The organism is Mucilaginibacter sp. GW822-FHT03E02 (assembly GCF_058801545.1).
On sequence record NZ_JBXANJ010000001.1, the window covers coordinates 96,415 to 112,521 of the forward strand.

Sequence of the window (16,107 nt, forward strand, 5' to 3'; positions counted from 1 at the left end):
AGGTTAGTTTGGCTTTAAAAACTACCCACTCATTCAACCTAATCAACCACTCACTCATTTATTTACAAAAAAGTTAACAATGCGGCAGGCATGACCTTTACTCAAATTGTTCTTTTTGTCGCTTATTTTAATTTTTAAAGTGTGGCTGCCGCCATTCAGATTGTCGCCCAACATGTGGTAAACGCCCAGGTGAATCCAGCTATAAAATTCAGTCAACAAGTCCAGATCTTTATAGGCACCTCCATCAATTGAGTAGGCTATAATACCCGCGTCGGGCCCGGCTACCACTGCAATACCAACAGCTGTACCTTTAAATGGCAAGGTTAATTCGCTACCCGGTTCTGTAGCCTGCAGCATGGGCACATCAACAAAACCCGGACGGGTTGACAAACCATCCCCTGGGTTCCATTCAGCATCTACAGCCCAGCCTTTGTCCAGCCTGGCGTTAGTAATGTTATAATAGCTGCCATTGTTATAGCTGGCCTTATCAATTGGTTTAGGTAACACTGCTTTAACCGGCTGTTTGTAATTTGCAGCAACGCTGGCCTGCAACAAAGCTTTAATTGTTTCAAAGTAAAGCTCCTGCCCATGATACCAGGGATGGATGCTTTTAAAATCATCGGCCCAGGTTAGCTCCTTGTTTTTTATTTTATCGTTAACCTCCAATGCCAGGTTTACATAGGGCAAATTGTGGTGTGTAGCCACCATCTGGTGGTTCAGCAATTCCGGAGACACTTTACCCTTGGCGTAGTTTTCTATTTTTTGAGGATCAACAAAGGCCATCATAATAACATCCATCATCGGGTTGTTCATTTTTGCATGCCTCACAATGCCTTCTAACGCCCGAACCTGGGTGGTACTATCTGTGCCTCTATCGTTCACAGCGGCTTCTAAAAACAGCAGGTCAGTTTTACCTGAATCAAGGATATCCCTTTGCAACCTGAATGCGTGCGGTAAGCTGCCTAACGAGGGAATGCCGGCAGCTATAAAATGAAAATCCGTTTCGGGGTAAGTTTCCCTGAGATATTTGCAAACCTTATCGCGCCAGCCGGGATTAAATGTAATCGATCCGCCTAAAAAAGAAACGGTAGCTTTTTTATTTACTGTAGCTGCGTAGTAAAAATTATTTAAGCCACCGGCCATTTTGATATAATCTGTATAAGGCAGTATTTTTTGTACAGGGTACGAGTTATTGTATATAAATTCGGCATAGTAAGCCGGGCGGTCTACCCTAAAATGATGCCCCTGTAATTCCATGGGCCCCTGCGTTACGGGATGGATACTAATGGGGCCGCCTAAAGCAATATAGCGTTTGGCCAGCACATCGCTGTTCTCGACAGGCGGGGCAAGTTTATCGTCGAGCCCTATTGTATGTAAAATGGGTACACGGAATGAGGCCAGGCCCTCCAGGTTATCAATTGGGTTATCGTTATAAGCAATAGCCTGTTCTTCGGTAAAATGATAAACCTGTTTTAGTTCGTTCCAGGCAGCGGCATCTCCGGGGCTCTTCAACTTTCCGCCCGGCCAGCTTTTAATATCACAAACAGGCGTTTCTGCATAAATGCAGGTCACCTTGTCTGGATTGCGTTTGGCCCAGGCATAAGCATACAAGCCTCCCCTGCTTACGGCTTCGAGCGCTACCTTTGGTGCAAAGGCGAGTTGGGTGGTTAAATAGGTATAAAACACATCATAAAACTTCATTGCCGGTGGTGCGCCATACTGGTTATCAACATTTATAAAGGCTATATAAAATCCTTTTGCAAGCAAAATGCTGTCAATTTCGGTATGCCAGTCGGGGAAAGATGTGCGCCAAACCCAGGGATTACCAGGCAACGGATGTGCGGGCTTAACATAGTAAGCATCCCGGTCGGCAAGTTTTAGTTGTACTTTCTCAAAGCCTTTCCATAAGTTGGTCTTGCTTTGCGCGTGGGCACCAACAAAAGCAGTTAGTAACGACAATAAGATAACAGCGTGTTTAAATTTTGACATTGGCTTTAACATTTCAATTTCGGGCAAAGGTGTTGTGAGCCTTGCTATTTTAGTGAATAAAGTATTTTTAAATAGGCCGTATTACGGCAATGTACATGTATTAAAAAATGCCGCATCTACCCGATCTGTTATTATTGGTTAGGGTAAATGTATCAGCTAATTACTTTTTAAAAAATGGATAAACCTTTTAAAACGATGGACAATCCACTGAAAGCCTGGAGTTGGGTATGCATGTTACCCTAAAATCCCCCAACAGCACTTCAACTACAGCCAAGGTGCTAAAAAACGACCGTGAATGATTAGGCCCAAAAGCCATTTGTATCAATTTTGTTATCCAGGCATGGAGAAAACACCTATATCTAATCAAATCCAACATTTCATTGGCTTATATTTTTCAGCTGATAATGCAAATATTATATAGTTTTTTATCGGTTATAAATTTTGTTATGCAATACCAGTGTATTTGTGCAATCCTGAAATTTTACCAGGCCGGCTTCGGTAACAGGCGCACCGTTAACTTTGAAGCTATTGTTTACTACCCTGATGTTAGCAGCGCTTTTTGCGTAAATCGCATCAGTGGCCGGCAGTAAAATGAATTCATTATCCGTCACTAAAATATTGTTGTGGACTTTTGTTATGCTGTTTTCGGTATTTTCGGGTGAAACCAATATAACCGGCCCGCCACATAAATTGAATTTATTACTCCTGATAACCAGGTCTTTAACCATGCCCGATTCGTACCAACTTGCGGCATCGTCGGCTACGGCTATGGCGTTATTGTTGGTGCGTTGAAAAACGTTATTTTCAATTACCACCTTGCCACGCGTAGTAACCAAAATGCCCCTTGTGGGGATATGTTCGACGGTATTATGAGCTATATATACCCGAGGTGTCCAGGTAATATTTTCAACTACATCATTTGGCATTATAGCATCGGTTAAGGGCGTTTTAAGGGTTAACAATATGTCTTTATCATTTACCCTTACCGTCTTTGATACAATGTTTACCCCATATTGCAAAAGGCTATTTGAATGTACAAAAGCGATACTATCCCCCTTAACAAAAGCCTCGAAACCAAAAGTTTGATTGTGCATAAACCTCACAAGAAGCTGATTAGGTTGAGGCTGATTTATTATGCGCAAATAGGTACCGTGGACATTTACGGCATCGTCATTTGCGCCCGATAACCAGGAATTGATAATCGATATTTTACCCCCGCAGCCCGAAAAATGCAAAATATCAGCCCAGGCGGCACAGGTACGCCCGGAGTTTGCAGCCGGTTTTACAAAAACAGAATCGATGTTGATATCCCGGCAAAACTGGCTTACCACACCCATACCGTGCATAAAATTGATATGGATATTTTTTAGCGACAAATTGTTGCTTCGCACCAAAAATACTCCTGCACAATCTCGCGTAATATCCCGGTTTTGATAAATAAGGCCACTTTTAAATCCGGGATTGCTTTTAAAATAAACCCGAACGCTATTTAAGCCTGTTGCCGCATACCTCAACCCATCCATATTGATATCAATACGTTGCAGGTGGCCTGTTGCAGGGTCGAGCACCTGCCACAAGGATATTGGATTATACCTCCAACCTTCCCCTTCCCAGGTAAGCAGGCTATCTTTAATACTATATTTTGAATCGTGATGAATCTTCAGATCGGCGAAATTATCAGCGGTTTTCATCACTTCTAATTCCGATACGGTTGGCCGGTAATAATCATACGTGGCGCCATGTATTTTGATATCATGGCTATGATCGATACAGGTTTCAATCATTTTTCCGCGCATCAGCATTTTGGCCCCCAAGGCATCGATATCTACATAACTTGAACTATCAATATAAATAGCAATGGCTTTTGGGGTGTAAGCATCGTCATTGGTGTTGGATATAAAGAATTGCTTTTTAAAACCTGTTTCCGGGTAAAAATTATAGGTACCTTTTTCAAATACCAGTTTAACGTGTTTTTTATTACTGCCACGCGCTACCAGGAACAGCGATTCCCTGATATCGGCCGGGCCGGCAATTGTTATTTTGTCTCCTGACGAAAAGATTCGCCTGTTAACCTGCTTGAAGGTTTTCCATGGATGTTTTTTATCAATTCCTGAATTATCATCATTCCCTTTTTTAGCATCAACATAATACATAGTATTGCCCGACGATACTTTACGATTACTGATATCGGGATATTTTACTATGGCATACGAGGGTAAGCCGATATGAATAGCTACAAATGCTAACAGAAAAGCTAAGTACCGAAATCCGGACCGCCTGCTATTAATTACCCGCATTGAAAATATACGTTTTACCGGCAACTGAATTAAACTGGTATTTAAAGTCGTTATTTACTATAGTTCCAGGAATCTTTGTCCCTTCGGCCATCAGTTTATTTGGCGATCGTAGGTTACACACTCCGCCAGCCAATGATTTAACAGCAATCCGGGTAATTTTACCGTTTTTCCATTCCATATCTGTGATCTCGAAATCGCCACGGGCTTTAAGGCCTTGCACGTTGCCGTTTAACCAGGCTTTGGGTAATGCAGGCAAAAGCTGAATTTCGTCGGTTTGGCTTTGGAGCAGCATTTCAGTAACGCCCGCTGTATAACCAAAATTACCATCTATCTGGAATGGTGGATGCGCGCAAAGTAAATTAGAATAAACGCCGCCACCGTTATTATAATCAACACCCGATCCCCCAGCCAGGGTAATAAAATTATTCAGGATTTTGTAAGCATGATCGCCATCCTGCAGGCGTGCCCAAAAATTCATTTTCCAGGCCATCGACCATCCGGTTGATACATCGCCACGTGCCAATAAACTTACTTTGGCGGCCTGCGCCAGTTCGGGTGTTTTTATAGTGCTTATGCGTTTACCCGGGTGCAGGCCAAACAAATTTGATGAGTGGCGATGCGTATCTTTCGGATCATCGCGATCTGTTTCCCATTCCTGTAATTGGCCCCATTTGCCAATTTTAGGTTTTAACAAATGCTCGCGCATATCGGCAACATGATCGCGATAAGTTTTATCTGTACCTAAAATATCAGCCGCCGATATATAATTGGTAAACAAGTCATATACAATCTCCTGGTCATAAGTTACCCCATCTTCGGTTGGCCCATGCTCTGGCGACCAGCCCAATGGCGAAACCAGGGTGCCGTCCGGGCGGCGTTTTAAATGATCGTCCCAAAACTCCACAATCTCTTTAAGTATCGGGTAGGCAAAAGTTTGCAAATAACTTTTGTCTTTAGTGAACGCATAATGCTCCCAAATACCCTGGGCATACCATGCGCTGCCGGGGGTGTTCCACAAAAAGCTGCCGCCACCGTACACACCATTTTCGGTTTTCACTGTCCACCCGCGTACACCGGGATACTCTTTTTGCGTGCTTACCTTTTTTACCTCGCGCATGCTGTTGATATAATCGAGATACGGGATATGGGATTCCGAAAGATTGGTTGGTTCGGCCAGCCAATAATTCATCTGGATGTTGATATTGGAATGATAATCACTTCGCCATGGCGGATTATTACTCTCATTCCAAAGCCCCTGCAGGTTTGCAGGCAAGCCACCCTTGCGCGAAGAATTGATTAATAGATATCGTCCGTATTGATAAAGCAACGCCTCCAGTTGCGGATCTGCCTGTTTTTTATAATCAATCAATCGCTTGTAGGTTGGTTCGGAGGCATCCGGTGGTGGTGTTATACCCAGGTTTATGGCAACCCGACCGAAAAGTGCCGAATAATCGGCTATATGATTATCCAATAATTGCGCGTATGTTTTGGCAGATGCTGCATCCAGGCTTTGCTTCACCTTTACACCCGGTGCTTCGCCGCGCCAGTGTTGTTCGCGCTTGTTGCTGTAGTTAGTCGCAGCCGAGAGCAAGATTGTAAAACTATCCGCATTGCTGACGCTCAGTTGCGAACCACCTTTATCATCGTCTAAAACCACAGCAGTTCCACCTGTTAGCTTTATATCAATGCTTGCGCTATATGCTAAACCATTATCAAGCTTACCTTCAAACTCCAACGTATTGCCACTGCCGGTTATTTTTGAGCCATGGGCATCTTTGAGGCTGATTATAGCCGAGTAAGCCCCCTTCTTATCGGCAGTATAATGCAACACCATCACTTTATCCGGGAAACTGCAAAAATACTCGCGTTTAAAAGTTATACCATTATCAGTATAAGTAACCTGCTGTACAGCTTTGCTGATATCCAATTGCCTGCGATAATTAGCAGGTATAGCCTGCGTTGTATCCTTATTTTTAAAATTGATAAACAAATCGCCAAAAGCCTGGTAGGCGCCGGTTTCGTTTTCATCACCCGTCCAGAGGCTTATCTCGTTAAATTGAATATGTTCTTGTGCCAGGCCGCCAAAAACCATTCCGCCAAAGCGGCCATTCCCCATGGGGTAAGCTTCTGTCATCCAGGTTTTGGCTGGTTTATTGTCCCAAATAACTAAAGGGCTTGGTTTTTCTACGGCTTTCTTTTGAGCGCTTACCGGGTTAAAGGCTACCGCGCCGATAGCTACAAGGGCAATGCAAATTATCTTTTTGGTCATATTTGGTTTAAAGTAGGATGAGCTAAATATCTATATAAAACAATCGTATATAAACAGCAATATTAGCAAATGATTGCGTTTTTAGAACATCAAGAGTATCGTTACCGGTGGCAAAAATTTGTAAAAAAAGAACCTCCTGGACACATGCGGCCGGGAGGTTCTTTTATCCACATTAAAATGAGTAATTACTGCTTGCCATAAAAGGTCATTTCGCTCATGTTGCTATAACCAGATCCTGTTACGGTATGTAATACCCTGACGCGTATATACCTTACCTGTGGCGCATTAGGTAATACGTCTACTTTCAATTTAGCCTGGCCATCATCTGAGCGGGTAACGGATTTGAGTAAGATCCATCCTTTTGCTATCGCTTCCGCCGTCCAGCCTGAATTATCGGCCCGTAAAGTAGTAGTAGCTCCGGTAAGGTCATTTATACCCCATATTTCAAACTGATCCGGATTATTACAGCAATTCCTGCCTGTCTCCTCTACCTGAGTAAGTACATAGCTTTTTCCCATGTCAAACGATAATACGTGAGGTATATATGCGCCATCACTGTGGAAGATATTTGGATATCCCTGCGGACCGTCGCTTCCGTCCCATAACTTGCTGATCCTTGTGTCCGATTGATAGAAACCTACGTCCTGAGGCAAACGCAATTCTGAAAAAATTGACTTATCACATTGAACAATACGGAATATATCAGGATAAGCATCAGCCTTGGCAACCGTAAAGGCATCAATCGCGTTTTTGTTTGGATAATAGGAAGACTGGTAAGTAACCTTCCCCCCCGACTGATAACTTGGTAATGTAATTACGCTGTCCTTGCCCGAAAGTACTGCTGTAGATGCTACTCCTGCAGCAGTTGTGTAGTTAATTATGGTATTACCATTTACAATGGATGTATCGGGACCTTTAAAGTTTAGCGTTACCGAACCGTCATTGTGCACAACATATGGATTAGATGCGTTATAAGCCCTGTTTAAAAGCGTACTTGCATATACCGGCCCATAAACTTTTACGTTATCAATTTCTTTTGGTATTGAATTATTCCCTTTGGCATCAAACGAATAAATGGTAAATGAGTAAACAAATTCCTGTAAGCCGGCAATAACAGTTTTTACGCTGTCGGTTTTGGTGGTTACAGCAACTACCTGCGAATCGGCTTTATTGTTCCAGTATACTACGTACTTAACGATACTGGGGTCCGAACTTGATTTCCATTTAAGGCCCACTCTAAGGTTTCCGGGTTCGGATATTACATCAGCAACGGCTCCTGTGTACACCAACTCTTTACCATTCTCAAATTTTCTAAAATCCGTTTGAGTTTTATTACAGCCGTATACTACAAGCAGCAGCACACAACACAATGACGCATATATGAGATTTTTCATCTTCTTGCTTTTATTTAATAAAAAATTTATCCCTGCTTTCATAACAATCTGTTATTCAGGTTTACCGTAAAACGACACTTCGATGATATGACAAAGCGTTCCACCCTCCCATGTCCTGGCAACTGACAGGCGCAAATATTTTACTGATGGCGCGTTAAACGGAATATTAAACCCGGCCCCCAGATCAAAAAATGCCCTATCACTTGCACTTGGGGCAGTTGAAGGCAAACCGGATGGTGGCGGTGGCCAATGATAATTACCCAGATTGGTCCAATCTCCTATCACTGCACCTTCGGGGGCCGAAAGAGGCAATACGGCATCGGCGGGTAATGTTTTATTAGAACCCCATACACTGAAATCTTTAGGGTTACCGTGCCCGTATTCGTAACCATTAATCCTTCCGTACATCACAAAACGGCTCAGTTTATAGCTTGGGCCAACACTAAAGGTACAGGTAAAAGGCGGTACCGAGTTTGAATAAGTATGCCATCCCGGATCGTTCAGGCTTCCATCCCACAACTTATCAACTGTCCAGCCGCCACCTTCATACAGGGCGTCATCACTTGGTAAGGTATAGGTGCTAAATTTGCTTTTATCCAGTAATTGCTCAAACAATGGGTTTAGCGTAACATTCAAGGTATCAGAAATATTACCCCATTCATCTGTAATATATACTCCAAAAGCCCGCGAGGCTGTTGTATAACCACGCAACGAAAAGTCAATAGTATCAACTTTGGTAAAATGCTGCTCCTGTATTTCCATTGTTTTGGTAACATCGTCAAATGCAGTTACTATTACACCAATGTTCTTCTTTAAAGGATTCAGCGCTTTAATATTAACACCGCCAAAATCGGGCGATATTGCTGCGGTTGGCCTTACCATTTCATAAACCGGTGTCAGGGGATGCACGGTAACAGTAACAGGATCGGACATTACATCTGCACGGCTCACGGCATAAAGTGTAACCTGGTAATCCTGTGATTTGGCAAAGCCATTTACTACCACGGTGTCTGTGTAGTATGATGCCTTTGTTTCTCTTGATACCTTGTCCCTAATGGTATATTTAGCCAGCACATACAGCAGGTTATCTGATTTTGGCAAATCGTATGTTATGTTTGCGCCACCATTAAAGTTTTCTACTTTAACATTGGTTATAACGCCAGGTTTGGTTTTATCGGTAGAAATTGGCGTATTACTGAAGCCATCATTTCGCTTACAGGAAAACACGCTCATCATTATCAGCCCTAAAAAAAGCAGTAATGAATATTTATTTATATTTTTCATAATTTTTCAATTATATATTTAAAGCTTTGTTACTGGCTTACCAGTTTGGATTTTGAACCAGGTTATCGTTAACTACCAAATCATTTGCATTTATAGGCCACAAGTAATTCCTTGTATTAAAAACAGGCGTTATAAGCGTGTTCTGACGATAATAGTTTACAAACGAATCTTCAAATATCGACCATCCCTGTAGCGGTCTTGACATTACTGCCTGCAACTCCTTCCACCTGCGCAAATCCCATCCGGCCTGTCCTTCAAAAGCCAGCTCGATGCGTCTTTCCTGGTGAATTATCTGGCGTAAACCAGTCTGGGTTGCAAACTTGGTTGGGTTTTTTGAATAATTTGTCCATGCCGCAACAACGCCTGGCAGGCCGGCCCTCGTGCGTACCTTATCAATATAAGGAACTATTTCGGCCGAGGATTTCCCTTGTTCATTTAACACTTCAGCATATAACAGATACATACCTGCAAGCCTGATCAAAGGCATATGGAAATCTTCCCAGGTCATGGTTTTATCATAAACGGTTAAATAATTAACCAGTTTTTTGGGCCAGTAACCGGTTTCGTTTAACCGTACATAATCTTTAGGACCGGCGTTTGAGGAAGGCCCTCTGCCCGCTACAAAATATGCGTTCTCGCCATTACCTAACAAACCGTTACCGTACCAAACACCACCATCAAATGCCAAATCTGCATAAAACCTTGGTTCGCGGTTAAAATGCGCTTTCACTGTCTGGTATCCGTAGTGAATATAAAACCTGGTAGAGTTATCGCTGGTTTGTGAAGTATAACGATTGCCGTAATCCCATGTATTATCTTCATTAATTGGCACCCCTTTATCAGTATAAAATAATTCCTGTTGGCTAATGGGGGCTGCTATAGTACCCTCGGCAATTAAGTTACCGGCTGCAGCTGCTGTTAACCTTGGCATAAAATATTCCTGGTTACCATATCCAAAATGAGCATTTAAGGCCCAAATCAATTCGGGGTTGGTCTCCCATTTATCTGTAATAGTTGTTTGAATGTTTAAAACTTTTTTTAACGAGTCGGTTAGCGTAGCCGGGATATTAGCGGTTAAATCTGCTGTCGTGTGCAGCCTGTAGCCATTTGCTTCTGCATTATCAATAGCTGCCTTACAAGCTACAGCCGCTTTATCCCATTTTGTTGCATCATAGGCTGTGGTAAAAAGCTTTTGCCCGTCTTTATTTTTCAAATTGGCAAAATCGGGGTTCCCGTTAAACAATGGGCTGGCAGCAGTAGCCAATACCTCTGCTTTTACACAAAGCGCTATTGTTGTTGTAATACGGCCTAATTCCTGGGTCTGGTTTTGGATAATCGGAGGTAAATGAGGCGCCGATTCGTCAAGTAACCTCACTATATAATTAACTACAGAATCTGCAGGCGCGCGCTTAACCTTTACCTCGTCAGTTGATGCTGTAATTGGCAGGTTTACGTCGATAATGGGTATTGGGCCATACATCCTGAATAAATAATAATTATAATAAGCCTTTAAAAACTTCAACTCGGCAATCCATCTCTCTTTTTCGGCGGCGGTAAGGTCAATTGGTTTATCAATATTTTCAAGCATTGTATTGCATTTTCTTATAGCTTTAAACATTGCCTGTCCTCCGTTTGACCCGTCCCAGTAATTAAGCGCAGGATTTTGTGCGGTTTGCGTACCACGCACCAGGTTAAACCCTTGCGGGTCAATACTCGAATTACTGGTAAGATCATTAGGAAAAAGCGTTTCTCCAGACGTTACAAACCCAGTGTTGTACCTGATATCTGCAAGGCTTTGCATGGCATTATAACAACCAAAAAGATAATTTTCGGCCTCGTTACGGTTCCTGAAAGCGTAATCTATAGTACCAACGTTATCAGGAGTAACATCAAGGTACTTTTTACATGATACACTCGTCATAACGATTGCAACCATGCATAAATATTTGTAATATGATTTCATATTCTTAAGTTATCGTCAGTTAATATTATAAATTAACATTTAATCCTATGTTGAACACTTTTTGTATAGGGTAAGCAAATCCATTGCCGCCCAGTTCGGGGTCCCACAATTTAAACGGACTCCAGGTAAGCAGGTTTAAACTGTTAAAATAAACACGCGTATTTCTGACACCCAAGGCTTTGGCAATCCTGGCAGGCAGCGTATAACCTAATTCCACTGATTTTAACCTCAGGAAACTACCATCGCGCATCCACCAGGTACTGGTTTGCCTGTTATTTTCTATAATAGCACCGTTTGGCCCTAACCTTGGGTAAAGAGCGTATAAATTTTGATTGCTTTCAGACCAGTGGTCATCGGCATATGCTTTCAATAATTGTGTATTGCCGTTAAATTGAGCATCGGGGCTTTGTATGAATGGGCTGGTGCGGGCCGGATCGATAAAGAATGATACTTTTGCCTGTCCCTGGAAGAATGCAGAAAGGTCAAATCCTTTCCAGCCACCACTTACACCAAAACCATAAACGATCTGTGGAATATTAGGATCGCCTAAAAATGTCTGATCGGCGCCATCTATTTTACCATCACCATTCAAATCGCGGTATTTGATATCACCACCCTGTGGCGGGAAACCACCGGTACTGAATATCTGGCTTGGCGAATTGCGGGCTTCCTGATCATCAACAAATAAGCGTTCGGCTACGTAACCATAATTACGGTTAAGCGGTTGGCCGGTTAGCAAACGGTATGCCTCATAAGCAGGCTCTTCATATTGAACATACTTATTTACGCTATAAGTAAAATTACCTCTTGCAGATATATATGCTGATTTGCCAATGTTTCTTTTCCCATCAACCTGGATATCGATACCTTTTGACTCAACCTTGCCAATATTGGCGGCAATTGCAGCTTCAAGCCCCATTGTTGATGGAATGTTGTTACGGTTTTGCAATACATCATACTTTTGGTTTTTGTAAACCTCGGCAACCACATTAAAATCCTTCATTACAGTAAATTCCAGGCCCAGATTTAGCTGCTTTGATTTTTCCCAGGTTACATCATCATTCTCATAGTTGTTGATTGAAACGCCACCATGGCTGTATGCATTATTGGTACCAAATGAAGCACCACCGCCACCGTTGAGGTTAACATCAGATAAATAAAAGAATCGACGGTCGCTAATAGCATCGTTACCCACCAAACCATAGCTGGCCCTGAGTTTCATGCGATCAAATACGTTGTAAAGATCGCCCCAGAACTTTTCATCAGATATGATCCAGGATCCGCCGATAGTAGGGAAAAAACCAAACCTGTGATTTGCCGAAAACCGCTCGGAGCCGTTGTAACCAAAGTTAAACTCCAAATAATACCTGCTTTTGAAAGAGTAGGTGGCACGGCCGGCAAGTGTTTCATTACGATATGGCAACGATGCAAACAGAGATCCGGCGTTTGCGTATACCTGTTGCTGGCGTGTGCCAATTAATGCACCGCTCAATGTATTATTGCCAAAAGTGCGCGAATAATCAAGTACCCCCTGCAGATATAAAAAGTTATCTAAACCGCTTGAACCGGGATAATATGACAGGTATTCCTGCGCCTGGCCGGGCTGGTTATTTATCCAGAATAATTTGTATTGATTGGACTGCTTATCATAACTGGCTACGTTATAGTAAAAAGGGTTGTAGTAAGTTGATGATTGAAAAGTAGAATGGCGGTTGGTACTAAAAATACCATGAAACGTTAATCCCTGCGTAACAAAGCTTAAATTCTGGTTTAGCTCCAACTGAGCAAGCATACGCGACTCGGATGAGTTTTTATGCCCGTATAATAATGAAGCATAGGGATTAACTGTTGTTGTTGATCCGGTACTTGTACCGGCTACATTACCAAAAAGAATGTGCTTTACATTTAAGTTGGCAGAATCGGGCGCAAAGTAGGCCGGAAATAAAACAGGACTGGTATGCGTGGCCAGGTTATACAAATCGGTAGAAAAACCGCCATCCGCAGTTTGCGGGCCGTTATATTCATTAAACGTGCCCGATAAACGTACTATCAATTCCGTTTTATCAGTTATGTTAATATTTATATTGGAGCGTAACTGATAATTTTGAAATTTTACGTTGTTATTGTTGTTGTTCCTGATATCAGTTCTTAAAATACCATTATCATTACTGTATGATCCCGCAACATAATAACGGGCAATACCGCTGCCTCCGCTAAGATTCATATCTGCACGTTGTGTATTGGTATGATCTTTAAATAACATTTTCAACCAGTCAACAGCGGGATACACATAAGGATTACTTCCCGGGGCATTTGCCAATGTCGCCTGTGTATTGGTAATTTTATTTGCCGAAAATGGCCTTTCAGCTAAAGGGTTACGTGTTATAACTGCTTCGTTAAACAGGTTCATGTATGTTATAGGATCTGCAAGCTGCAATGTTTTTACTGATTGCGACCTGGCATTTTCAACCCTCACATTAATTTGAGCTTTCCCGGCCTTACCTTCTTTGGTTTTCACCAAAATTACACCATTACCACCACGGGCGCCATATAGTGCGGTAGCACTTGCGTCTTTCAATATCGAAAAACTTTCGATATCATCAACATTTAAACGCGCAAGATCAGATGAAGTTAGCTCTACGTTATCTATCAGAATTAACGGATCTTTTTTATAACCGAAAGTTGTAACCCCCCTTATAAAGAAATTTGAATTATCCTGACCCGGCTGGCCACTTGGTGTATAAGCAATAACACCTGCAACCTGTCCGGCCAAAGCATTGGTTAGGTTACTTGCAGGTATTTTTAAATTGCCGGGCTTTACTGTTGTTACAGAACCAACGATTGCTTCCTTTAGCTGTTTACGGCCGTAAGCCGTTACAACTACTGTTTCGGCTGCAGTAACATCTTCAACCATTACAATATTGTAAACTTTTTTATCTGCTGTAACCGTAATTGTTTGCGATTTGTAACCGATGTATGAAACTTTGATTTCTGTTCCGTCTTTTACATCCAATACAAACTTACCGTTGTTATCGGTTAAGGTACCAGACTTTTTTGTGCCGGCAGTGGCAATTGTAACCCCGGCCAGGGCTTCGCCTTTTTCATTCTTTACGGTACCTGTTATCGTGATATCAGCTATCGTTTCAACCAGTATAGAAGGTGTATTTACAACCGGAGCATCTTTAATGATTACCGATTTACCTTCAATTAAATAAGTTAGCCGAAAGTCTTTTAAACAAGTAGCAAGCACCTGGTCAATAGACGCGTCTTTAAAAGCGGCATCTATTTTATGGTTGCTGTCAACGTTTTTAGGCGACCAGAATATGTTGTACCCCGTTTGCTTATTAATTTGTTTAAATACTTGCTTTAGCGTAGCATCCTTATTTACATAAGTGATTTTTTGTGAAAAAACCGCTGCGCTCACCTGCATAAAAGCAAGCATGAGCATAAAGCTTGTCATCTTCATTATGAGCAGAAATTTCTTGATGTAGCCCGAAGGCATACAAATGTTTGTAGTAAAATTTTTATACATTTGTTAAGGCTGTTAAAGTTAAAAGGTGTAGTCACATTAGCATTTTAGCTTATAAGCTATTAGATCGGGAACATCGCGAGTGTTCCTGATCTTACTTACCAAATAAGCTATCTTTTACTCTTCAGGTAGTGTTTTTCTTCATAATGCTGGTTTTAATTTAGGGTTGATAATTGGTTATATATTGGTTTTGGCAGTTTACTTTTTTACCTTTTTGCTAATAATAATCTTTGACCCTTCAATGCTGAAACTTGCATCGCCGGTTTGTTCCATTATTTTAAGCAGGGTTGATATATTGGCAAAGCGTGTGGTTACAGCGGCAAACAAATCGTCCTTAACGTCGTTATCGCGGTAAACAACATCTACATTGTACCAGCGGGACACTTTGCGCATGACTGTTTCCAAACGTTCATCATCAAACCTGAAATACCCGTTCTTCCAGGCTACGGCTTCTTCGGTATCCACATCAGATACCTTAAGATGGTCTGTAAGGCTTGCTTCCTGACCAGGCTTTAACATGGCACTTTTATCGCCGCCGGTAACTTTCACCGAACCTTCAAGTAGTGTGGTTTTGGTATTTGGTTCGTCATTATATGCATTCACGTTGAAATGGGTGCCCAAAACTTCAACTACCTGCCTGTTGGTTATTACCCGGAACGGCCTGTCTTTATTATGAGCTACCTCAAAATAGGCCTCACCACTCAATTCTACCCTGCGCTCGCCAGCCACCCCAAAATCTACCGGGTATTTCAATGATGATGCTGCGTTAAGCCATACCCTGGTACCATCGGGCAAAAACAACTGAAATTGCCCGCCCCTTGGGGTTTCCATAGTGTTATATTGCGCTACAGCAACTGCATTTGAACCTCCATTACTATCATCCACTGCGGTATAAACCAGTTGTCCATCGGCAGTTTTTGATATCTGAACTCCCTTCTGCTGAGTAATTTGCCCTTTTTGCGCGTCTGTAAGCGATATTTTTTGGCCATTGGCAAGCGTTAAAATGGCTTTGTTGCCGCCTGGTGCTATTATCGTATTATGAACTAATTCCGGCTTCTGGATACTCCCATTTTTTTTTATGAAAAAAATGACTCCTGCAGAAAGCAAAAAAAGTATAGATGCTGCAACCGACCAGCGCTTCAAAAAAAAGCGATGCGGTTTTTGAGGTTTAGTTTGCTGATTCAGGCGCAAAAGCATTTCTTCCTCAACGCTTTCTTCGTCGTCGGGAAATTCGGCATCCTGATTGGCTACACTACGGTACCATTCGGTTAAAGTTTCCTTTTCCGATTCGGTCGCAGTATTATCTTTATACTTACGTATTAACTTGTAAATGGTTTGGCGGTTCAATTGGTATTGCGCTTTAGTATAGGTATGTACCACGA

At 42.1% G+C, this 16,107-nt stretch carries 8 protein-coding genes; all 8 read right to left on the reverse strand.

Annotated elements, in window-relative coordinates; all coding sequences use genetic code 11:
• Window positions 1–54: 54 nt before the first annotated feature.
• Window positions 55–1,989 (reverse strand): SGNH/GDSL hydrolase family protein, encoded by a 1,935-nt coding sequence (locus tag AC1RM2_RS00350; RefSeq protein WP_492982264.1) that lies wholly within the window; start codon window positions 1,987–1,989, stop codon window positions 55–57.
• A gap of 425 nt (window positions 1,990–2,414) precedes the next feature.
• Window positions 2,415–4,286 carry a right-handed parallel beta-helix repeat-containing protein gene (locus AC1RM2_RS00355; RefSeq protein ID WP_492982266.1) on the reverse strand — a complete coding sequence of 624 codons (1,872 nt, stop codon included), beginning with the start codon at window positions 4,284–4,286 and terminating at the stop codon, window positions 2,415–2,417.
• The gene (locus tag AC1RM2_RS00360) at window positions 4,273–6,555 is read right to left on the reverse strand and encodes a glycoside hydrolase family 95 protein (protein WP_492982268.1); all 2,283 of its coding nucleotides are present in this window, start codon (window positions 6,553–6,555) and stop codon (window positions 4,273–4,275) included. The genes AC1RM2_RS00355 and AC1RM2_RS00360 overlap by 14 nt, the downstream gene beginning before the upstream one ends.
• A gap of 185 nt (window positions 6,556–6,740) precedes the next feature.
• On the reverse strand, window positions 6,741–7,949 hold the full coding sequence (locus AC1RM2_RS00365; RefSeq protein WP_492982270.1) for a DUF4998 domain-containing protein: 1,209 nt from the start codon (window positions 7,947–7,949) through the stop codon (window positions 6,741–6,743).
• A gap of 51 nt (window positions 7,950–8,000) precedes the next feature.
• Window positions 8,001–9,233 carry a DUF4959 domain-containing protein gene (locus AC1RM2_RS00370; RefSeq protein WP_492982272.1) on the reverse strand — a complete coding sequence of 411 codons (1,233 nt, stop codon included), beginning with the start codon at window positions 9,231–9,233 and terminating at the stop codon, window positions 8,001–8,003.
• Between the two features lie 37 nt (window positions 9,234–9,270).
• A complete protein-coding gene (locus AC1RM2_RS00375; RefSeq protein ID WP_492982274.1) occupies window positions 9,271–11,196 on the reverse strand; it encodes a RagB/SusD family nutrient uptake outer membrane protein in 1,926 nt (641 codons plus the stop codon).
• 25 nt (window positions 11,197–11,221) lie between these two features.
• Window positions 11,222–14,728 carry a TonB-dependent receptor gene (locus AC1RM2_RS00380; protein ID WP_492982276.1) on the reverse strand — a complete coding sequence of 1,169 codons (3,507 nt, stop codon included), beginning with the start codon at window positions 14,726–14,728 and terminating at the stop codon, window positions 11,222–11,224.
• A gap of 195 nt (window positions 14,729–14,923) precedes the next feature.
• Window positions 14,924–16,072, reverse strand: coding sequence for a FecR family protein (locus AC1RM2_RS00385; protein WP_492982278.1), 1,149 nt, complete (start codon window positions 16,070–16,072; stop codon window positions 14,924–14,926).
• Between the last annotated feature and the right edge of the window lie 35 nt (window positions 16,073–16,107).